16 protein-coding genes are annotated in these 20921 nt (G+C 73.1%); 12 read left to right on the top strand and 4 right to left on the bottom strand.

The window, feature by feature from the left end:
• Positions 1 to 109: 109 nt before the first annotated feature.
• The 4 genes from ACWPWV_RS07275 (at position 110) to ACWPWV_RS07260 (ending at position 5721) form a co-directional block, all read left to right on the top strand.
• Positions 110 to 805, top strand: a complete 696-nt coding sequence (locus tag ACWPWV_RS07275) for a helix-turn-helix transcriptional regulator (RefSeq protein ID WP_454042257.1) — start codon at positions 110 to 112, stop codon at positions 803 to 805.
• Entirely contained in the window at positions 802 to 1893 is a 1092-nt protein-coding gene (locus ACWPWV_RS07270) for an inositol-3-phosphate synthase (RefSeq protein ID WP_454042256.1), read from the top strand. Before ACWPWV_RS07275 ends, ACWPWV_RS07270 begins: the two co-directional genes overlap by 4 nt.
• 1349 nt (positions 1894 to 3242) lie before the next feature.
• The gene (locus tag ACWPWV_RS07265; protein ID WP_454042255.1) at positions 3243 to 3851 is read left to right on the top strand and encodes a hypothetical protein; all 609 of its coding nucleotides are present in this window, start codon (positions 3243 to 3245) and stop codon (positions 3849 to 3851) included.
• Positions 3852 to 4164: 313 nt separating this feature from the next.
• Positions 4165 to 5721, top strand: coding sequence for an MDR family MFS transporter (locus ACWPWV_RS07260; RefSeq protein ID WP_454042254.1), 1557 nt, complete (start codon positions 4165 to 4167; stop codon positions 5719 to 5721).
• Between the two features lie 265 nt (positions 5722 to 5986).
• Here the strand turns inward: ACWPWV_RS07260 and ACWPWV_RS07255 are convergent, their stop codons facing one another.
• The gene (locus tag ACWPWV_RS07255; protein WP_454042253.1) at positions 5987 to 7471 is read right to left on the bottom strand and encodes a CCA tRNA nucleotidyltransferase; all 1485 of its coding nucleotides are present in this window, start codon (positions 7469 to 7471) and stop codon (positions 5987 to 5989) included.
• 58 nt (positions 7472 to 7529) lie between these two features.
• On the opposite strand from ACWPWV_RS07255, the gene ACWPWV_RS07250 reads away from it, so the two are divergent.
• Genes ACWPWV_RS07250 through murJ form a run of 3 tightly spaced genes read left to right on the top strand, consistent with a single transcriptional unit; the run spans position 7530 to position 12309 of the window.
• Positions 7530 to 8276: an NUDIX hydrolase gene (locus tag ACWPWV_RS07250; protein WP_454042252.1), complete on the top strand. Its 747-nt coding sequence runs from the start codon at positions 7530 to 7532 to the stop codon at positions 8274 to 8276.
• Positions 8273 to 10387: a DUF6049 family protein gene (locus ACWPWV_RS07245; protein ID WP_454042251.1), complete on the top strand. Its 2115-nt coding sequence runs from the start codon at positions 8273 to 8275 to the stop codon at positions 10385 to 10387. Before ACWPWV_RS07250 ends, ACWPWV_RS07245 begins: the two co-directional genes overlap by 4 nt.
• On the top strand, positions 10384 to 12309 hold the full coding sequence (gene murJ, locus ACWPWV_RS07240; protein WP_454042250.1) for a murein biosynthesis integral membrane protein MurJ: 1926 nt from the start codon (positions 10384 to 10386) through the stop codon (positions 12307 to 12309). Before ACWPWV_RS07245 ends, murJ begins: the two co-directional genes overlap by 4 nt.
• On the opposite strand, the gene ACWPWV_RS07235 is transcribed toward murJ, so the two are convergent.
• The gene (locus ACWPWV_RS07235) at positions 12230 to 12817 is read right to left on the bottom strand and encodes a hypothetical protein (RefSeq protein WP_454042249.1); all 588 of its coding nucleotides are present in this window, start codon (positions 12815 to 12817) and stop codon (positions 12230 to 12232) included. The two genes, murJ and ACWPWV_RS07235, sit on opposite strands and share 80 nt — an antisense overlap.
• Positions 12818 to 12966: 149 nt before the next feature.
• Complete coding sequence (locus ACWPWV_RS07230) at positions 12967 to 13407, bottom strand: hypothetical protein (RefSeq protein WP_454042248.1); 441 nt, start codon at positions 13405 to 13407, stop codon at positions 12967 to 12969.
• A 132-nt stretch (positions 13408 to 13539) separates the two neighbouring features.
• Between ACWPWV_RS07230 and ACWPWV_RS07225 the strand changes: the two genes are divergently transcribed.
• The 5 genes from ACWPWV_RS07225 to ACWPWV_RS07205 all read left to right on the top strand — a co-directional run bounded on the left by ACWPWV_RS07225 (position 13540) and on the right by ACWPWV_RS07205 (position 18605).
• Positions 13540 to 14379, top strand: a complete 840-nt coding sequence (locus tag ACWPWV_RS07225; RefSeq protein ID WP_454042247.1) for a hypothetical protein — start codon at positions 13540 to 13542, stop codon at positions 14377 to 14379.
• A 203-nt stretch (positions 14380 to 14582) separates the two neighbouring features.
• A complete protein-coding gene (gene trxB / locus ACWPWV_RS07220; RefSeq protein ID WP_454042246.1) occupies positions 14583 to 15611 on the top strand; it encodes a thioredoxin-disulfide reductase in 1029 nt (342 codons plus the stop codon).
• Between the two features lie 70 nt (positions 15612 to 15681).
• Complete coding sequence (gene trxA / locus ACWPWV_RS07215) at positions 15682 to 16014, top strand: thioredoxin (protein WP_454042245.1); 333 nt, start codon at positions 15682 to 15684, stop codon at positions 16012 to 16014.
• A gap of 100 nt (positions 16015 to 16114) precedes the next feature.
• The gene (locus tag ACWPWV_RS07210) at positions 16115 to 17443 is read left to right on the top strand and encodes an aminotransferase-like domain-containing protein (RefSeq protein WP_454042244.1); all 1329 of its coding nucleotides are present in this window, start codon (positions 16115 to 16117) and stop codon (positions 17441 to 17443) included.
• A gap of 184 nt (positions 17444 to 17627) precedes the next feature.
• The gene (locus ACWPWV_RS07205; protein ID WP_454042832.1) at positions 17628 to 18605 is read left to right on the top strand and encodes a D-alanine--D-alanine ligase family protein; all 978 of its coding nucleotides are present in this window, start codon (positions 17628 to 17630) and stop codon (positions 18603 to 18605) included.
• A gap of 1204 nt (positions 18606 to 19809) precedes the next feature.
• On the opposite strand, the gene ACWPWV_RS07200 is transcribed toward ACWPWV_RS07205, so the two are convergent.
• Positions 19810 to 20499, bottom strand: a complete 690-nt coding sequence (locus ACWPWV_RS07200; RefSeq protein WP_454042243.1) for a hypothetical protein — start codon at positions 20497 to 20499, stop codon at positions 19810 to 19812.
• Between the last annotated feature and the right edge of the window lie 422 nt (positions 20500 to 20921).

Here is a 20921-nt window from a genome sequence, read left to right as displayed (position 1 = left end):
GCATTGCGCGACACCTCGGAAGGACCTAACCTTCCGATGTATCGACTCGATACATCGGGTTCTTCGGCCGGTCGGCCGGCGACACAGGCGGCAGGCAGGAGGTGGGATCGTGCGCAGCAAGACACCGGTGCTCGAGACCGCGATCCTCGGCCTGCTCAACGAGTCACCGCTGCACGGTTACGAGCTGCGCAAGCGGCTCAACATCATGCTCGGCTCGTTCCGCGTGCTGTCGTACGGCTCGCTGTACCCGGCGCTGAAGTCGCTCGTCGCGCGCGGCCTCATCACGGGGACCGAGCAGACGGCGGCGCAGACGGCGCTCGCCCCGGCCCTGTCGGGCAAGCGGGCGCGCATCGTCTACGAGCTGACGGCCGAGGGCAAGGAACACCTCCAGAGCGTGCTGGCCTCCTCAGGGCCCGCCGCGTGGGAGGACGAGAGCTTCGACGTCCGGTTCGCGTTCTTCGCGCAGACCGACGCCGAGACCCGCATCCGCATCCTCGAGGGCCGGCGTACCCGGCTCACGGAGAGGCTGGAGGCGGTCAGGGAGTCCGCGGCACGCACCCGCGAGCGGCTCGACGAGTACACGCTCGAGCTGCAGCGCCACGGACTCGAGCAGGTCGAGCGCGAGGTGCGCTGGCTCGACGGTCTCATCACCACCGAGCGCGACCGGACCTTCGGGCACCCCCGAGGGAGCGGTCGCGGACGACCCAGCAGCACCCCGCATCCTGCGGAACCACCCGAGCAGGAGCCCGACGGCGCATGGCGACCCGAGGACCCTGGAACTTCGAACACCAAGGAGCGAGGATGACCTCCATCCGCGTCGCCATCGTCGGCGTAGGCAACTGCGCATCGTCTCTGGTCCAGGGCGTGCACTTCTACCGTGACGCCGACCCGAGCAGCACCGTCCCGGGCCTCATGCACGTGCAGTTCGGCGACTACCACGTGTCGAGCCTCGAGTTCGTGGCGGCGTTCGACGTCGACGCGAAGAAGGTCGGCTTCGACCTCTCCGAGGCGATCAGCGCGTCCGAGAACAACACGATCAAGATCGCGGACGTCCCGCCGCTCGGCGTGACCGTCCAGCGCGGCCCGACGCTCGACGGCATCGGCAAGTACTACGCGCAGACGATCGAGGAGTCGGACGCCGAGCCGGTCGACGTCGTCGCGGCGCTGCGCGAGGCCCAGGTCGACGTGCTCGTCTGCTACCTGCCCGTCGGGTCCGAGGCCGCCGCGAAGTTCTACGCGCAGGCCGCGATCGACGCCGGCGTGGCGTTCGTCAACGCGCTCCCCGTGTTCATCGCGTCCGACCCGGAGTGGGCCGCGAAGTTCGAGGAGGCCGGAGTGCCGATCGTCGGCGACGACATCAAGTCGCAGGTCGGCGCCACGATCACGCACCGCGTGCTCGCCAAGCTGTTCGAGGACCGCGGCGTCGTGCTGGACCGCACGTACCAGCTCAACGTCGGCGGCAACATGGACTTCAAGAACATGCTCGAGCGCGAGCGCCTGGAGTCCAAGAAGGTCTCGAAGACCCAGGCCGTGACCTCCAACCTCACCGGTGCCCTCGCCGGCAAGACGGAGGACCGCAACGTCCACATCGGCCCGTCGGACTACGTCGCGTGGCTCGACGACCGCAAGTGGGCGTACGTGCGCCTCGAGGGGCGCGCGTTCGGCGAGGTCCCCCTGAGCCTCGAGTACAAGCTCGAGGTGTGGGACTCCCCCAACTCGGCCGGCATCATCATCGACGCCGTCCGCGCCGCGAAGATCGCGAAGGACCGCGGCGTCGGCGGCCCGATCCTCTCGGCGTCGACCTACTTCATGAAGTCCCCGCCGGTCCAGATGGAGGACACGAAGGGCCGCGCCCAGCTCGAGGCCTTCATCGCCGGCGAGGTCGAGCGCTGATCCGGAGCGCCGTGAAGGGTGAGGGCCGAGGAACGAGGCACTCGCCCGGAACGGAGCGCAGGATCAGCGCGACCGACACGGTCGAGCGCTGATCTGAACGCTCCGAGGTAGGGCTCTGGTCCGGTTCACGGGTGGGGCGTTCTCGGTGCTCGGGCTGCCGCGCCCTCGCCACGGTCTGTCGGCCGTGGGTTCACGAGCGCGGCTCGACGCCCTTCGCATCCGAGCCCGCCCCACCCGCTCGGCCGTCGTCTCACCTGCGACCGGGGCTCTGTCTCGCCGACTGGGGCTCTGTCTCGCGGACCCACGCTCTACCTCGCGAGCCAGGCCTCCACCTCGCGGAGCCAGGCTCTCTCTCGAGGGCGGCCGCAGCCACGGCCTGCGGTGAGACGGCACCGGGAGGGCGGGTGGGCGCGCCGCGTCGTGGCGGGTCTGGCGGGAGCCGCGAGGAACGAGCGGCGGATGGTAGACGCGGCGCGCCCACCCGCCCGACAACCCGAGCCGACCGACGCCACCGCGCTCCCGAGCCGACCGACGCCACGCGCACCGGCAGCCGACCGACGCCGTCGCGCACGGGGGACAACCGCATGTTCCGGCCGCCACGACGAAACGTAGGGTGAACGTGTGGGTGTGATCTCCGAGCTCCGGGCTGCTGCGCCTCGAGGGCTTCCGTCGGCTGTTCGCGGTGCGGCTCGTGTCGCAGGCCGGGGACGGCATGTTCCAGGTCGGCCTGGCGTCGCTGCTGTTCTTCTCCCCGAGTCGCAGGGCACGGCCGCGGCGATCGCGGGCGCGTTCGCGGTGATGCTCGCGCCGTTCACGATCGTCGGGCCGTTCGCGGGCGTGCTGCTCGACCGCTGGCAGCGCCGGCAGGTCCTCGTGTGGGGCAACGCCGTCCGGGTCGTCCTCACGCTCGGCATGGCGGTCCTGATGCTCTCCGGCGGCGTGAGCGGCTGGATCTACGCGGTGGGCCTCGCCGCCCTGTCCGTCAACCGCTTCCTCCTGGCTCTCCGCGGGACTCCCGCGCGTCGTCGACGGCCCGCTGCTGCTCACGGCCAACTCGCTGACCCCCACGCTCGGCGCCGGTGCGGCGTTCGTCGGCGGCGGCATCGGGTTCCTCCTGGGCCTGACGTTCGAGCCGGGCCGGGTCAAGGACTCGTCCGCCCTGGTGTGCGCGGCCCTCGTCTTCGGCGTCGCGTCCCTCCTCGCGCTCCGGCTGGGCCGCACGCAGGCTCGGTCCCGAGCGCCCTGCCGAGGCAGCGATCACGAGCGAGATCGCGAAGGTCGCGCGGGGCCTGGTCGACGGCGCGCGCTACCTCGTCGCGCGCCGCACCCCCGGTCAGGCGCTGCTCGCGATGGCGACGCACCGCTTCCTCTACGGGGTCGTGTTCATCGCGTCGATCCTCATCTCCCGCAACCTGCTCGACCCGGGCAACCAGGACGCTGGCATGGGGACGTTCGCGATCGTCGTCGGCCTCACGGGCGTCGGCGGAGCGGGCGCGATGGTGCTCACCCCCACGCTGTCGCGGTACACCGGTCCGCAGGCGTGGATCGCGATCATGCTGCTGCTCGCCGCGGCGAGCCGCCTCCTCCTCGTCACGACGCCGACACGCGCCGTGGTCTACACGGGCGCCGCCCTGCTCGGGCTCGCCGCGCAGGGCACGAAGATCGCCGTCGACACGATCGTCCAGCGCGACACCGAGGACGGGTACCGCGGGCGTGCGTTCGCGTTCTACGACGTCCTCTACAACGCCGCGTTCGTCGGTGCCGCGGCCCTCGCCGCCTTCACGCTCCCGGACACCGGGTGGTCGCGCGGCGTGTTCGTCGCGCTCGCCGTCGCGTACGCGCTCGCCGCGCTCGTCCTGTGGACGCGGGGGGCCCGCACGCCTGCCGGCCCCACCGGGTCCGCCGGGCACGCCACGACGTCCGACGACGCGAGCCCCTCCGCCTCGCACCTCGCCTGACGAGAGGCCTGGGTCGGCGCGCGCGACGGGTGATTTCTGCCCACGGCAGACCGATGACTCCACGAGCGAAAAGGAGTCGTCACGTCCGGTGGGAATAACGCAGGATGAGGATCGGTCGTACAGGGTACGGATCGTCGTGGCGCACGCCGCGGGGACCGGCCGGCCCGGCTCCCGGGTCACCCCACCGACCTCCCCCGACACCGCCGTCGCGTGCCTCCGCACGCGACCTCCGGGCTGCCACCGCGCAGCCTCCCCGCCCTCCGCCGGCCTGGACCGAGACCGGCGCACCGAACGACGCGAGCGGAGATCCCCCGTGCCAGCCTCCCCCTCCCCCGACACGACGGCCCGTCTCGAGCCGCGCGACCCGGTGACGGACGCCGTGACCGACGCTCCCGTCGTCGACGCCCCGTCGGGCGCCGCACCGCACGGCGGCGCCGACAAGCTCCCCCGCGAGGACTTCCTCGTCATCGCGCTGCTGCTCGTCTCGGCGTTCGTCGTGATCCTCAACGAGACGACGATGAGCGTCGCGCTCGCGCCGCTGATGGCGGACCTCGGCATCACCGCGAGCACCGGTCAGTGGCTCACGACGGCGTTCATGCTGACGATGGCCGTGGTCATCCCTGCGAGCGGCTTCCTGCTGCAGCGGCTCGGCACGCGCGGGGCGTTCCTGCTCGCAATGTCGCTCTTCAGCGCGGGCACCCTGCTCGCCGCGCTCTCGCCCGGGTTCTCCTGGCTGCTCGTCGGGCGCGTCGTCCAGGCGTCGGGCACCGCGATCATGATGCCGCTGCTCATGACGACGATCATGACGCTCGTCCCGCCGGCGATCCGCGGCAAGGTCATGGGCAACATCTCGATCGTCATGGCGGCCGCACCGGCGCTCGGCCCGTCGCTCTCGGGCCTCATCCTCGACACGCTGAGCTGGCGCTGGGTGTTCGGCATCGTGCTGCCCATCGGCCTCCTCGCCCTGGCGCTCGGCTTCCTGTACGTCCGGGACGTCGCTGACCGTACGCACTCGCGCCTCGACCCGCTCTCGCTCCTGCTCGCCGCGCTGGCGTTCGGCGGCCTGGTCTACGGGCTGTCGAGCATCGGCGAGGCCGCACGCCACACCCCGGTGGTGGCGCCGTGGATCCCGATCGTGCTCGGCGCCCTCGCGCTCGGCGTGTTCGGGTGGCGTCAGCTGCGCCTGCAGCGCGAGGACCGGGCGCTGCTCGACCTGCGCGTCTTCGCCTCGCGCGGCTTCAGCGTCCCGCTCGGCATCATGGCGGTCGGCATGGTCGCGATGTTCGGCTCGCTCATCCTGCTCCCGCTGTTCCTCCAGGACGCGATGGGCCTCGAGCCGCTGCAGACGGGTCTGATCGTCCTGCCGGGCGGGCTGCTCATGGGTCTGCTCGGCCCGACGGTCGGGCGCCTGTTCGACCGCGTCGGCCCCCGTCCGCTCGTGATCCCCGGCGTGAGCGTCGTGGCCGTCGCCCTGGCGGCCTTCACGACGATCCACGCCGACTCCTCGCCGTTCTTCGTCCTGGCGCTGCACGTCACGCTCAGCCTCGGGCTCGCGTTCATGTTCACGCCGCTCTTCACGACGGCCCTGTCGTCGCTCCAGCCCAACCGCTACTCGCACGGCTCCGCGGCGATCGGCACGGTGCAGCAGCTCGCGGGCGCCGCCGGCACGGCGATGTTCGTCGCGGTCATGACGACACGCTCGATCGCCTACGAGGCCGACGGCGCGTCGCCGCAGGTCGCGCTCGCCGAGGGCGTCGGGGACGCCTTCGTCTGGGGCACGGCGGTCATGCTCGTCGCCGTCGGGCTGTCGTTCCTCCTGCGCCGCACCCCGGTCGCCCCGCACGGAGCCCCGGTCCCGTCCGGCCACTGACGAGCCGTCCGGCGTCGGACGAGGTCGTGTCGGCGTGACGCGACGGGCGCCGGTCGAGGCAGGAAGGTGCCGGTCGTGACGCGACGGGCGCCGGTCGAGGCCGGAGGGGCGGCCGTGCCGGGTCGTGGCGGGTCTGGCGGGAGCGGTGCGAGGAACGAGCACCGCGGATGGTAGACCCGGCACGGCCGCCCCGGAGCGCCTCGTCCGGCGCCCATCCCAGGCCGCGCTCACCCAGGCCCGCCCCACGCCTGCACGCCGACCCGGGTCAGGAGGCCGACGACTCCGGCTGCTCGGCCCACCACCGCAGGAGGTCCTCGCGCGCGACGGCCTCGTCGACGGGGCCGCGGTCGAGCCGCAGCTCCAGGAGGTGCTTGTACGCGCGCCCGACGACCGGGCCCGGGCGGATGCCGAGGATCGTCATGATCTGCTGCCCGTCCAGGTCGGGCCGGACCGCGTCGAGCTCCTCCTTCGCCCGGAGGTCGGCGACGCGCCGCTCGAGGTCGTCGTACGACTCCCGCAGCCGCTGCGCCTTGCGGCGGTTGCGGGTCGTGCAGTCGGCCCGCGTGAGGCGGTGCAGCCGTTCGAGCAGGGGTCCGGCGTCGGTGACGTACCGCCGCACCGCGGAGTCCGTCCACGCGCCGTCGCCGTAGCCGTGGAACCGCAGGTGCAGCTCGACGAGCCGGGCGACGTCCTTCACGACCTGCTTGTCGTAGCGCAGAGCCTTGAGCCGCTTCGCGACCATCTTGGCGCCGACGACCTCGTGGTGGTGGAAGCTGACGCCCCCGCCCGGCTCGAACCGGCGCGTCGGGGGCTTGCCGACGTCGTGGAGCAGCGCGGCGAGCCGCAGGACGAGGTCGGGTGCGGGGACGGCGCCGTCGGGCCCGGTCTCCTGCGCGATCGCCTGGTCGAGCACCGTGAGGGAGTGCTCGTAGACGTCCTTGTGCCGGTGGTGCTCGTCGATCTCGAGCTTGAGCGCCGGCAGCTCGGGCAGCACGTGGTCCGCGAGCCCGGTGTCGACGAGCACCTCGAGACCGCGTCGTGGCTCGGCCGCGCACAGGAGCTTGGACAGCTCGTCGCGCACGCGCTCGGCGGAGACGATCTGCACGCGGTCGGTCATGAGGACGAGCGCGGCGAGCGTCCCGCCGTCGACGCCGAACCCGAGCTGCGCCGCGAACCGCGCCGCGCGCATCATGCGCAGCGGGTCGTCGTCGAACGAGCGCTCGGGAGCGATGGGCGTGCGCAGCACGCGGCGCGCGAGGTCGCCGAGGCCGTCGAACGGGTCGACGAAGGTCATGTCGGGGACCCGCACCGCCATGGCGTTGACCGTGAAGTCGCGCCGCGACAGGTCGCCCTCCAGCGTGTCGCCGAACGCGACGACCGGCTTGCGGGACGCCGCGTCGTACTCGTCCGAGCGGTACGTCGTCACCTCGACGACGATCTCGGGCGAGAACCGCTTGGCGCCGATCGTGCCGAACTCCTTGCCGATGTCCCAGTGCGCGTCGCCCCACCGGGCGAGCAGGGCCTGGGTCTCGTCCGGGGACGCCGACGTCGCGAAGTCGAGGTCGTTGCTCGCCCGTCCGAGGAACGCGTCGCGCACCGGCCCGCCGACGAGCGCGAGCTCGTGCCCTGCCGAGCGGAACGCCTCGCCCAGCTCGATCGCGGCCGGCGCGAGCTCGGTGAGCACGGCGAGGGCGCGACGCTGCAGCTCGAGCGACGCGGGAGTCGGCGGGGGGGACGCTGGCGTGGGCACGACACCCAAGCCTGCCAGATCGGACGGTCGGCGGAGCGCCACTCGGTAGTGTTGGTGCATGTCCACCCCTGCGCGCGCCGACGACCCCCGGAGGGTTCCGGGCGCCGGTGGACCGGGCGACAGGGGTCCGACGACCACGGGTCGCGGCCCGGACCGTCCCGTCGCCGTCCCCGCCCCGCCGGGCGGACATCCCCTGCACATCGACCCGCGCGCCCGGGCCGCGCCGGTGCCCTCCCCGCTCCCCGTCGTGGAGGAGGTGTCGGCGGGAGGGCTCGTCATCGACGACACCACCGGCCGCCCGAGCGCCGCGGTCATCGCGCGCCGCAACCGGGGTGGCCGCCTCGAGTGGTGCCTCCCGAAGGGCCACCTCGAGGGCACGGAGACGCCCGAGCAGGCGGCGGTCCGCGAGATCGCGGAGGAGACGGGCATCCGGGGCGAGGTCCGCGAGCCCCTCGGCGTCATCGACTACTGGTTCACGGGGGACGACCGCCGCGTCCACAAGGTCGTGCACCACTTCCTGCTCCGTGCGACGGGCGGCTACCTCACGGTCGAGGGAGATCCCGACGGCGAGGCGGAGGACGTCGCCTGGGTCCCGGTCGACGAGCTGCCCGAGCGCCTCGCCTACCCGAACGAGCGACGGATCGCCCTCGTCGCGCACAGCGTCCTCGCCGGTCGACCTGCGCGGTTCCACGGGACGATCACGAGTAGGGTGACCGGGACGATCGTCCGTTCGTCCCGCCGGCCGACCGACGCGCCGGGCGGGCCGCCACCGCCCGCCCCCCGGAGCCCCACCGACCACCCATGACGTCCTCCGACCCTCGCGGCGCGCGCGTGCACCACGCCGCCCCGGCCGTGCTGCTCGCTCTCCTCCTGCTGGTCCTCACGGTCCTCGCCCCGGTCACGAGCCGCGCCACCCCGTCCGTGCTCACCGCGGACGTCGCCCCGACCGACGGCGAGGTCACCGTCACGGTCGACGCGCTGTCCCCCGGGGTGCTCCCCGCGGGAGGCACGCTGGCGCTGACCGCGACCGTCGCCAACGGCACGGACCGCACGCTCGAGACACCCGTCGTCGACCTGGGTGTCCAGCGCGGCGCGGCGGTGACCCGCTCGGCGCTCGACGCCTGGGCCACCGCAGACGCCTCGGGCCTCCCGGGCAACCTCGCCGCGCGCGAGACGCCCGACCCGATCGCGCCCGGCGCCACGGTGCAGGTCTCGTTCTCCGTGACGGCGGCCGAGCTGGGCCTCGGCACCGCGAGCGACTGGGGGCCGCGCGGGCTCGCCGTGCGGGTGTCCGACGGCGGGGAGCGCCTCGCCGTGCAGCGCACCTTCGTCGTGTGGGCGCCCTCGGGAGACGTCGCGCCGGTGCGGCTGAGCGTCCTCGCCGCCGTCACCGGCCCGCCCGTCGACCCCGACCCCGAGACGTACGACGACGCGCTGTCCGACGCGGTGGGCACGGAGGACGAGCCGGGACGCCTGCACCGGGTCACGGGCGCGACCGGGGCGACGTCGCAGGTCGGCTGGGTCGTCGACCCGGCGCTCGTCGCGGCCGCGCAGGCGTCCCCGGACCCGGCGGTGACGCGGTGGGCGAGCGGCGTGCTCACGGCCGCCGAGCAGCGGACGACGTTCGCGCTGCGCGCCTACGACCCCGACGTCGCGGCGTACGCCCACGCGAACGTCGCCCTGCCGGAGGGCACGCCGCTCCCCGGCGCCGACCCCGTCCCGGCGGTCCCCGAGGAACCGCCGGCCACGGCGGCCTGGCGGACCGACCTCGCGTGGCCCGCGGAGACGGTCCCCGACGTCCCGACCGTGACGCTCGCCGCGGCGTCGGGAGCGTCGACCGTCGTGGTGGGCGGCGACGCGCTCGCCCCCGACTCCTCCCTCACGTACACGCCCACGGGGAGCGCACGCGTGTCGACGTCGGCGGGGGACGTCACGGCCCTCGTCCCCGACCCGGTGCTCACCGGCCTCCTCGCCGCCGGTGGCAGCGCCGAGCCCGTGACGACGCAGCGGCTCCTCGCCGAGACCGCGGTCATCGCCCGCGAGCGCCCGGCCGACCTGCGGAACGTCCTCGTCGCGCTGCCGCGCGCGTGGGACCCCGACCCCGCGGCGTTCACGGCACGCCTCGCCGCTCTCGGGTCCGCGGCCTGGGTGGACGTCGTGCCCGTCGACGACCTGCTCGCCGCGCCCGTCCCGGAGGTCGGGCGCACCGCGCTGCCCGAGAGCTCGCCGGCGGCGGACGAGATGCCGACGACGGAGCTCCGCGCGCTCGTGCGGTCCCGCGACGACCTGGCCGCGTTCGCCACGGTGGCGCCCGACCCCGCGGCGCTCACGCGCCCGCTCGAGACGGGGTTCGTCACGCCGACGTCGGTCGCCTTCCGCACCGCGCCCCCGGCGCGGTCCGACGCGGTCCGGCAGGCCGAGCAGGCGGCGCGGTCCGTCACGGGGAGCATCTCCATCGTGCGCGGCTCCTCGATCCTCCTGCTCGCCGAGCAGCAGAGCCTGCCGGTCCGGCTGCAGAACGACCTGGCGCAGGACGCGGTCGTGCAGGTCGTCCTGCGTCCCGACGAGCCCCGCCTGAAGGCGCCCGACCGCGAGACGGCGACGATCCCGGCCGGCTCCGAGGTCACGGTGCAGGTGCCGGTCGAGGCCGCGGGCAGCGTCAACGTGGTCGTCGACGTCGAGGTGGTCAGCGCGGCGCGTCCGGACGTCCGCGTCGCCGAGCCGCAGCAGTTCGTCGTCCGGGTGCGCGCGGACTGGGAGTCCGTCGGGACCGTCGTCGTCGCCGTCCTCCTCGCGGTCGGGATGGTCGCCGGCATCTGGCGGACCGTGCGCCGGGGACGCTCGCCGCGCCGCCTCGCCGGGGCGACTGTCGACCAGCCCGCTCCGCCCCCGTCCGACGGCGAGCCACGCCCGTGACCGGCGTTCCGCGCCACGCCCGCCCTCCGGGCGCGGGCCACGGCGACCGGCCGGGCACGACGCGCGGCGGCGCACCCGGGCCGTCGACCCTCCCGGGCGACCCCGCGGCGTCGGGCACGCCGGACGAGGTCGCCGAGGCGGGGGCGACCGACGCGCCCGCGACCGACGGGTCGTCGGCGGGAGCGCGGTCCGGGGGCCTCGGCCGGTCGTCGGCGCTCATGGCGTCCGGGACGTTCGTCTCGCGGGCGCTCGGCCTGGTGCGCAACGTCCTGCTCGTCGCGGCGATCGGGACCACGGGCCTCGTCGCCGACGCGTTCGACGTCGCGAACAAGATCCCCAACGTGCTGTTCGCGATCCTCGCGGGCGGCGTGCTCAACGCGGTGCTCGTGCCGCAGATCGTGCGGGCCTACCGGGCCCACAACACGCAGGAGCGGCTGGACAAGCTCCTCACGCTCTCGGGCGTGGTGCTGCTCGCGGTCTCGGCCCTGCTCACGGCCGGGGCGAGCATCCTCGTCGCGCTGTACACCGGCCCGGGCTGGACCACGCCCCAGATGTCGCTCGCCGTCGCGTTCGCCTTCTGGTGCACCCCACAGCTCTTCTTCTACGGCCTCTACACGCTGCTCGGCCAGGTGCTCAACGCGCGCGGCCAGTTCGGGCCGTTCATGTGGGCGCCGGTGCTCAACAACGTCGTGTCGATCGCCGGGTTCGCGGCCTTCATCGCGGTGTACGGGCCGGCGGCGACGGGCAACGTCGACGACCTGTCGCAGTGGGACGGACCGAAGATCGCGCTGCTGGCCGGGACGGCGACGCTGGGCGTCGCGGCACAGGCCCTGATCCTGCTGGTGCCGCTGTGGCGCGCGGGGTTCCGGTGGCACGTCCGGTTCGGCCTGCGCGGCATCGGCCTGCGGTCGGCCGGCCAGGTCGCGCTGTGGACGTTCGCGGCCGTGCTCCTCGAGCAGGTCGGCGTGCTGTTCACGACGCGGTTCGCGAGCGAGGCGCCGCGCGCCGCGCTCACCGACGCGTTCGGGCGGTACGCCGACGACCCGGGCGCGCTGGGCGTCGTCACGGGCCTCACCGCCGGCGCCCCCGCGACGTTCGCCGACTCCCTCACGGTGGCCGGCAACGCGGCCTACACGCAGGCGCTCATGATCTACCTGCTCCCCCACTCGCTCGTCACGGTGTCGATCGCGACCGCGCTGTTCACCGGGATGAGCGCCGCCGCGCACGCCGGCGACGTCGCGCGCGTGCGGCACGACCTGTCGCGCGGCGTCCGCACGGTCGGTGTGTTCACGGTGTTCGCGACCGCCGTGTTCGTCGTCCTCGCGCTGCCCATCACCAAGCTCCTCGTGCCGTCCGTCGACGCCGCCTCGGGCGCGGCCGTCTCGCAGGTCCTCGTCGCGATGGCGTTCGGCCTCGTCCCGCTCGGCGGCATGGTCCTCATGAAGTGGGTCTACTACGCCTTCGAGGACGGGCGCACCGTCTTCTGGATCCAGGTGCCGGGCACGATCGTGCTCGTCGGCGTGTCGTGGCTCGCGACCCGCACGCTCGACCCGCAGTGGTGGGTCGTCGGGGTCGGTGCGGCGATGAGCCTGTCGAACGTCGTCGCGGTGGCCCTGCGGACCGTCGGGCTGCGCCGCACGCTGCGCGGCCTCGACGGCTTCCGCATCGTGCGCATGCACGTCAAGGCCGTCCTCGCGGCGCTCGTCAGCGCCGGCGTGGGCTGGGGCCTGCTCCAGCTCCACGGCCGGTTCCTCGGCGACGTCTACGGCCTCTCGTGGTGGCACGCGGTGGTCGTCGTCGGGGTCGTCGGCGTCGTCATGACCGCCGTCTACGTCGGCGGCCTCAAGGTCCTGCGCGTGCGCGAGCTCGACCAGCTCCTCGCACCGGTCCTCGGCCGCGTCCGACGTCTCGTGCGGCGATGAGGGCCGGAGCCGGCCCGCCGTCGCGCAGGGCGCGCCGACGGTCTTTTGCCTGGACATCCGGGCATTCCGGGCCCGCGTACCATGTGGTGGTGTCGACCACGAGTCCCCCGAAGGAGGTCCGGTGAACGGCGTGGCCCCAGGAACACTGCTCGTCGCCCGCTATCGGTTGGACGAGCAGCTCCCGTCCGACCTCGCCGACGTCACGGCCTGGTCGGCGCACGACCAGATCCTCGACCGGCCGGTGCGCGTCTCGCTCGTCACCGGCGCGCACGTCGCCGACGCGCTCGACTCCGCGCGGCGCGCCGCGCTCGTCGCCGATCCCCGCCTCACCCGCGTCCTCGACGTCGGGGCGGAGGACGGCGCGGCGTACGTCGTCACGGAGCCGTTCGTCGGGATCACGCTCGCCGAGGTCGTCGCGGGCGGCATCGTCGACCCGCAGCAGGCCCGCGCGATCGTCGGCGAGGCCGCCGCCGCGCTCGAGGCGGCCCGGCGCCGCGGGGTGCACCACCTCGCGCTGCGGCCAGACGCCGTCCGGGTGGACGGGAGCCGTGTCGTCGTGACGGGGCTGGGCCTCGACGCGGGCGTCGCCGGGCAGGACCAGCAGGACCCCGCGCGCACGTCCCGGGCGGACGCCGTCGGGCTCGTGGCCCTCCTCTACTACGCGATGACGGCCCGCTGGGCGGGCCCGTCGCTCGACGTCCCGTGGATCTCCGCGGCCGCGATCCACCCCCTGCCCGCGCAGCTCGCGGACGACCGTGCGCTCCCGCCGTCCGCCGTCCGGTCGGACGTGCCCGCAGAGCTCGACGAGCTGTGCAGCGAGACGTTCACGGCCTCCACCGGCGACGCCGCGTCGTGGACGCACCCCGCCGAGGGCGCCGGTCCGAGCACCCCTGCGGACGTGGTCGCCGCGCTCGAGCCGTGGGGCGAGGTCTCCGTCGTGGCCGCGCTGCCCGCGTTCGTCCAGCCCGGCGCGGGGGCCGCCGCCGCGGGCGTGAGCCGGCAGTCCGTCCGGACGGCGTTCGACGGCGGGGCCTCGGCCCCGCCCGGGACGCCCCCGCCCGCTCCCCCGTCCGGCGTCCCGCCACGGGCAGGATCCACCGCGTCGGTGCCGTCCCCGGTTCCGCGGGGTACGCCGCCGCGGGATACGCGGCCGGGGCCGCGACGTACGGCCAGGACGCGACGGGTGCGGGGACGACGGCGGTCGGTGGCACCGCGAACGGCGCTCCGCCCGTGCCGCCGCCGCCCTCCACGTACGACGCCGGGACCGCGGCGACCGAGGCGTACGCCGTCCCCGCCGGTGCGCCAGCCTCCTACGCGCCGGTGTTCGACCAGCCCGAGGGCCCGCCGCCGGCCGCCCACGAGCCCGTGGAGCCCCGTGCCGAGAACAGCTGGGGCGAGCCCGTCCCGCGCCGGGGACCGCGCCGCTTCAACGCGACGCCGTTCGTGCTCGTGCTCGTCGTCCTCCTCGTCGGCGCGGGCGTCTTCTGGGCGGTCAACACCGCGTTCGACGGCTTCTCCCCCGCCGTGCAGTCCGACGGCCGGGAGACGGCCGGCGCCGAGACCCCCGCGGAGGGTGAGGCCGGCGCGACCGACGACGGCGGCGAGGAGCCGGCCCCGGCACCCGAGGTCCGCCCCGTCATCGCGTCGGGCCAGGCCCTGGACCCCCAGGGAGACGCCGACCCCGGCAACGAGGGCGAGCACCCGGAGGCCGTCGCGCTGGCGTTCGACGGACAGCCCGAGACGTTCTGGTACACCCGCCGGTACAACAGCCCCGACTTCGCCGGGCTCAAGGACGGCATCGGCTTCGCGGTCGTCCTCGAGCAGAAGGCACCGGTGCAGACGATCGTCATCGACTCGGCGGTGAACGGCGGCAACGTCGAGATCCGCGCGACGTCGCCGTCCACCCCCACCGAGGGCGAGGTGCTGGCGTCCGGTCCGCTCTCGCCGGGCGTCGAGTTCACGTTCGAGGCCCCCGTCGAGGCCGAGTCGATCGTGCTGTGGTTCACCGAGCTGCCGCAGAACGCGACCGGTGAGAACCGTATGGAGATCAACGAGATCCTGCTCTCCTGAGCAGGACGGCTGCTGCGCCCGGAGCCGGGCGCAGCAGCCCTCGGCACCGGTCCGGCCGGCCCCCCGAGCGTCGGCGGAGCACCACGACGGCAGGACGCCGTACCGTGGGACGCGTGGGCGGTGACGCGGAACAGATGCGCCGTCGCCAGCGTTCACCACATCGCGCGACCGGTACGTCGCGCACCGACACCGAGGAGCATCACGTGACCGAGCAGCCGACCGTCGAGAACCTGATCATCGTGGGATCGGGTCCTGCGGGCTACACCGCGGCGATCTACGCCGCCCGTGCGGGCCTGGCGCCCGTGGTGCTGGCGGGATCGGTGACCGCCGGTGGTGCGCTCATGAACACGACGGACGTCGAGAACTTCCCCGGCTTCCCGGACGGCGTGATGGGTCCGGACCTCATGGAGTCGCTGCGCAAGCAGGCCGAGCGCTTCGGCGCCCGGGTCGAGTGGGACGACGCCACGTCGCTCGAGCTCGACGGCCCGGTGAAGACCGTCGTGACGGGCAACGGCGACACGTACCGCGCGCGTGCCGTGATCCTCGCGACGGGCTCGGCCTACCGTGAGCTCGGCATCGACGACGAGAAGCGGTTGTCCGGGCGCGGGGTGTCCTGGTGCGCCACGTGCGACGGGTTCTTCTTCCGCGACCAGCACATCGCCGTCGTCGGCGGTGGCGACTCCGCGATGGAGGAGGCCACCTTCCTCACGCGGTTCGCGCAGAAGGTCACGATCGTGCACCGCCGCGACGAGCTGCGTGCCTCGAAGATCATGGCCGACCGGGCCTTCGCCGACCCGAAGATCGACTTCGCGTGGAACGCCGAGGTCATCGGCATCGACGGGCAGAACAAGGTCGAGGGCGTGCGCCTGCGCGACACGGTGACCGGCGCCGAGAGCGAGCTGCCCGCCACCGGGCTCTTCGTCGCGATCGGGCACGAGCCGCGCAGCGAGCTCCTCGCCGGCCAGGTGGACCTCGACGAGGACGGCTACGTCCAGGTCGTCGGGCGCACCACCGCGACCAACCTCGCCGGCGTCTTCGCGTGCGGCGACCTGGTCGACCACACCTACCGCCAGGCGATCACCGCGGCCGGCTCCGGCTGCTCCGCCGCCCTCGACGCCCAGCGCTACCTCACCGAGCTCGCCGACGCCGCGGGTCTGGCCGACCTCGCCGGCACGCCCGAGACCCCGAACCCGGAAGAGCTCCCCGAGGCCCTCGCCGAGATCCGCGCCTGACGTCTCACCATCTCCCCATCCGTCCCGCGACGCAGGTCGTCCTCGTCGCACTCCACCCTGGAGGTCACGCATGGCCACCGTTCCCGTCACCGACGCCACGTTCCGCGACGAGGTCCTCGAGTCGGACGTCCCCGTCCTCGTCGACTTCTGGGCCACCTGGTGCGGCCCGTGCCGTCAGGTCGCGCCCATCCTCGAGGAGCTCTCCGAGGAGTACGGCGACAAGATCAAGATCGCGAAGCTCGACACCGACGCGAACCCCGAGACGACGGGCGCCTACGGCATCGTCTCGATCCCGACCCTCAACGTCTACGTGGGCGGAGAGCTCCAGCGATCGATCATCGGCGCTCGCCCGAAGCGCGCGCTGACCGAGGAGATCGACGCCGTCCTGGCCACGACGGCCTGACACCTCGTCCACGCACCCGCCGGAGGGCGGACCGCCACGAGCGGTCCGCCCTCCGGCGTCTTCACGGGATCCCCCGATCCGCCGTGCCAGACTGGGAGGCGTGACCGCGCCCACGACTCCCCCGCAGCAGCCGGCCTCCGGTGGCACCCGCCTGGACCCGTGGTTCGGCGCCTACGCAGAGCGTGCGCACGGCATGCGCGCGTCGGAGATCCGGGCGCTCTTCGCAGTCGCCAACCGTCCCGAGGTCGTCTCCCTCGCCGGCGGGATGCCGTACCTCGAGGGTCTGCCGCTCGACACGATCGCCGAGACGATGCAGCGACTCGTGGCCACCCGCGGCACCACGGCTCTCCAGTACGGCTCCGGGCAGGGAGACGAGACGCTCCGGGAGAAGATCCTCGACGTCGTCCGGCTCGAGGGCATCGACTGCCACCCCGACGACGTCGTCGTGACGACCGGGTCCCAGCAGGCGCTCGACCTCGTGACGAGGATCTTCATCGATCCGGGCGACGTCGTGGTGGCCGAGGCGCCGAGCTACGTCGGCGCGCTGGGCGTCTTCCGCTCCTACCAGGCCGACGTGGTCCACGTGCCGCTCGACGAGCACGGCCTCGTCCCCGAGGCGCTCGAGGAGACGCTCACCGCCCTCGCCGCCGACGGTCGACAGGTCAAGCTGCTCTACACCGTGCCGAACTTCCACAACCCGGCCGGTGTGAGCCTGTCCGCCGAGAGACGGCCCCGGGTGCTGGAGATCGCGCGCCGCCACGGCGTGCTCGTCGTCGAGGACAACCCCTACGGCCTCCTCGGCTTCGACGGTCAGACCCTCCCCGCGCTCCGCTCGCTCGACGAGGACGGCGTGCTCTACCTCGGTTCCTTCTCGAAGACCTTCGCACCGGGCTACCGGGTCGGCTGGGTCGTCGCGCCGCACGCTGTCCGGGAGAAGCTCGTCCTCGCGAGCGAGTCGGCGATCCTGTGCCCGTCGAACGCGTCGCAGCTCGCGATCGCGGCCTACCTGGACACCTGCGACTGGAAGGGCCAGATCAAGCAGTTCCGCGAGCTCTACCGCGAGCGTCGTGACGCGATGATCGGCGCGCTCTCCGAGCACCTGCCGACGGCTCGCTGGACGGTCCCCGACGGGGGCTTCTACACGTGGGTCCGGCTCCCGGAAGGCCTCGACGCGCGATCGATGCTCCCACGGGCCGTCACGGCACGGGTCGCCTACGTCCCCGGGACGGCCTTCTACGCGGACGGCACCGGAGCCGACCACGTCCGCCTCTCCTTCTGCTTCCCGACCCCCGACCGCATCCGCGAGGGCGTGCGCCGGCTCGCCGGGGTCGTGAACGCCGAACGCGAGCTCGTCGAGATCTTCGGGACCGGGACCGCTCTGGACCCGGACCTCACGGACGTCGAGAACCCCTCGCCCGACCTCGCCTGATCACCGCCGCCATCTCACCCGTGAGCCCGTCGCTCGACCGCGCGCAGAGGGCTCAGCGACAAGGAGTCCGTTCGTGGACACGACCACCGGCATCCCCTCCCCGATCGACGAGGACGCAGACCGTGCAGACCGTCACGAGGTGAGCTCCTCGGCAGGTTCGACCGGTCGTGACCGTCCCTCTGACCTGCAGGTTCACCTCGGAGATGGAAACGTTGGGGCACAGCCCGGCGGACACGTCGTCATCCTCGCCGGCGGCCTCTCGCACGAGCGAGACGTGTCCCTGAGGTCTGGTCGACGCGTCGCAGAGAGCTTGCGCGCCGCAGGGCTCGAGGTGTCCGTGCACGACCTCGACGCGACGCTCCTGCCCTTCCTGGACAAGCACCGTCCCGACGTCGTGTGGCCGCTCCTGCACGGGGCGAGCGGAGAGGACGGTTCCGTCCGCGACATGCTCGAGCTGCTCGGTCTGGCGTACGTCGGAACCGGACCCCGGGAGAGTCGTACCGCCTGGAGCAAGCCGGTGGCGAAGAGCATCGTCCTCGGCGCCGGCATCTCCACCCCCGAGTACGTGACCCTTCCCCAGAGCCTCTTCCGCGAGCTCGGTGCTCGACCTGTCCTCGATGCCGTCGTCGCCCGGCTGGGCCTCCCGCTCGTCGTCAAGCCCACCCACGGCGGGTCGGCACTCGGGGTCACCCTGGTCGCCACGGCCGATGCCCTCCCCCGGGCCATGGTCAACTGCTTCGCCTACGGCGAGGTCGCGCTCATCGAGCGTGCCGTGCAGGGAGTAGAGCTCGCGGTGAGCGTCGTGGACCTCGGGTCCGGGCCGTCCGCGCTTCCCCCGGTCGAGATCGTGACCGACGGGCCGTACGACTACGACGCGCGCTACAACCCCGGGCGCACGGAGTACTTCGCGCCGGCCCGCATCGACGACGCCGTCCTGGAGGGGGTGAAGGACATCGCCGTTCGCGCACACACGGCGCTCGGGCTCCGCGACCTCTCGCGGACCGACGTCGTCCTCGACCCTGACGGCGTGGTGCAGTTCCTCGAGGTGAACGTCGCACCGGGCATGACGGAGACCTCCCTCTTCCCTCAGGCGGCACGCGCCGCCGGAGCCGATCTGCCCGGCCTCTACAGGGCGCTCGTGCGCGTCCACGCTCGAGCGTGACGAGCGTCTGAGACGCACACTGTCGCTGCGTGCCTTGGGCCCGGCTGGGTCGCTTGCTCATCGACGCCGTAAAGGCCTGGGCCCCGGTGCGGGCGGCGCGCGGTCGAGACTGTTTCACGTGAAACGGGCGAGCGGGCCCTCGCGTGGTTCGCCGGACGTCTGCCACGCAGTGGCGGTGGTTTCACGTGAAACGCGCGCGCCGTTCCGTTGTCCGCTCCCCCGGGTCCTGGGCGCTGTGCATGGATCTGCGCACTCACCGCTAACGCATGCACTCAGTCACCGGCAGAAGGCAACGGAGGCACGGACTGCGCCACGGCACAGGACGAACCCGTGGTCTGGCCGGTGATGGCGTTGCTGCGCTGCCTGGCTTGAGAGTCCGTTCGTGGCTGTGCGAGCGCGATCCGTCTCCCGGATGCGCTGCGGGTGACTGCTTCCCCGAAGTGCTGTGGACGACACCCATCCTGCCGGGCGTACTGGCGGTCGGCTGTGCCCGGCCCCGCACCTTCGGGCTGCATTGGCGTGGTGGGATCCGTCGGTCGCTGCGCGGTCGCCCGAGCCAGCTACCACCGGCTCCGCATCCGTTGGCGTGCCACATCCACGAGTCGTCGTGCGCGTCGCCCCGAACCAGCCACCATCGGCTCCGCGTTCGTCCAGAGCGTATCGCGGGACGCTGTACCGGTCCGCCGAGCTGGCCACCACCGGCCACGCATCTGTGGCGTCACGGCATCTGTCACGTGCTGAACAAGCCGACGAGATCCTGAACAGCGGCGGGGCGATCTCGGACGCCACCGCACCCCCGAGCGGGCCCCCGAGTCCCTGACGGGTCGGCGTCGAACCGCTCCGTCCAACGATGCGACGAGACTAGTGCCCTCCGAACACCGTCCTCGTCGCACGTGTTTCACGTGAAACGGCAGGACAGGGCTCTGTCGTCAGCCACGTTCGACGAGCCGGACGGGATGACCGCCGCCCACAGCACCGGAGTTGATCTGGGAAGACACGGCAGTCAGCGGAGCCAGGGCGTGCCCATCAGGCGCCGCCGAGCGGAGGCCGAGTTCCACGATCGCCGTTCCGCCCGGCCACACCCACGCACTGCGAGGTGGCGCTGCCCAGACCCTGCACCAGGGTGCGCGAACGCCTCGCAAGCGCCTGCGACCCGCGCCAGCAGCCGAACTGCGCCAGCATCCCCGCCCGCGTCGGTGCTCGCTCATGGGGTGAGGATGAGGCTCCCGAGCGATTGGCGCAGTGCGTCGGTATCTGGTCCCGGTAAGAAGGCGGGGATGCACAGGAAGTCCTCGAGGTCGTGCCGGGAGAAGTCTCCCAGGTTCTCGGTGCGACCCTCACGGATGGCCTCGACGATGGAGGTGCCGCGGACGTAGACGGGATCGGTGAGGCGCAGTCGACCGTCCGAGGTCTGCAGGACGTTGACGGGACGGATGTCCGAGCCACCCCAGAGCCGGAATCGTCGTGCACCTCCGGCGAGAAGGCTCGTGATCCGCTTCCGCAGCTCAGCGAGGGCTGCGTCATCGCCGGGGTCCGCAGCGCTGCCACGGAGCAGTGAGCCCGTCGCGGCCGCACCACCCAGAGAGGCGACGAGGGCCTTCGCGCGGTCCTCGTCGGCCGGATGCAGTCGTTCCATGACGACGGCGTAGGCCTTGCGGCGCAACGGGATGACCTTGTCGATCTGCACGACGAACCGGTTCGGCGGAGCCAAGAGACAGGCCTCCGCGAACATGCGGAACGCCGGATCGAACGGGGTCACGCGCACCGCTACATGGTCGTCCGGCGACGCGAGGACCCATGCCCAGTCGCCCGTACCGAGGGTCCGCCAGCCAGTGGATTCAAGAAGGGTGCGCGCCTCGACAGCCGAGGTGCGACGGGTGAACGTGGGAAGCACGGAGCCAGGATGCGCGACGTACACCGGTTCGGTCAGGTCCTTTTCCCGGCCGCATCGCAATGAGGCGGCGTGTCCCCCATGCAATGTCGCCTGCCTCACGTCGTGGGCGTCACGTCGCCGCTGTGTGACATCGCGCTTCTCGCGCCGTGGGCGGTCTCGTGACGTCGCAACTGCGCGCGCGATCAAGCATGCGCAGGACGCACGACCTCCGCCGGCGATCGAAACGCCGACGCTCAGGCATGGCCCTGGATTCTCATCGCTGCCCCGCGCATGCGGCTCGCACTCGTGCCGGCACTCCTTTCGCCGACGCCGCTCCCCCGGGCCGTGCGCCCGCCGAGATGACGCGGTCGACCTCCACGTCGACCCCTACGTTTGCCTTGCCCGGTAGATCGTCTGCAGGGGACGCCCGTCAGCAGCGCGAT

The sequence above is a fragment of the Cellulosimicrobium sp. Marseille-Q8652 genome (assembly GCF_965112045.1).
The sequence above is the reverse complement of the archived record's forward strand: the minus strand, read 5'-3'. Positions and strand labels throughout refer to the sequence as shown.

Bases quoted from the DNA above. Each gene is read 5' to 3' on its own strand.
- ACWPWV_RS07270 (WP_454042256.1), top strand. From the start codon at position 802: ATGACCTCCATCCGCGTCGCCATCGTCGGCGTAGGCAACTGCGCATCG.
- ACWPWV_RS07265 (WP_454042255.1), top strand. From the start codon at position 3,243: ATGGCGACGCACCGCTTCCTCTACGGGGTCGTGTTCATCGCGTCGATC.
- ACWPWV_RS07250 (WP_454042252.1), top strand. From the start codon at position 7,530: ATGTCCACCCCTGCGCGCGCCGACGACCCCCGGAGGGTTCCGGGCGCC.
- ACWPWV_RS07245 (WP_454042251.1), top strand. From the start codon at position 8,273: ATGACGTCCTCCGACCCTCGCGGCGCGCGCGTGCACCACGCCGCCCCG.
- trxA (WP_454042245.1), top strand. From the start codon at position 15,682: ATGGCCACCGTTCCCGTCACCGACGCCACGTTCCGCGACGAGGTCCTC.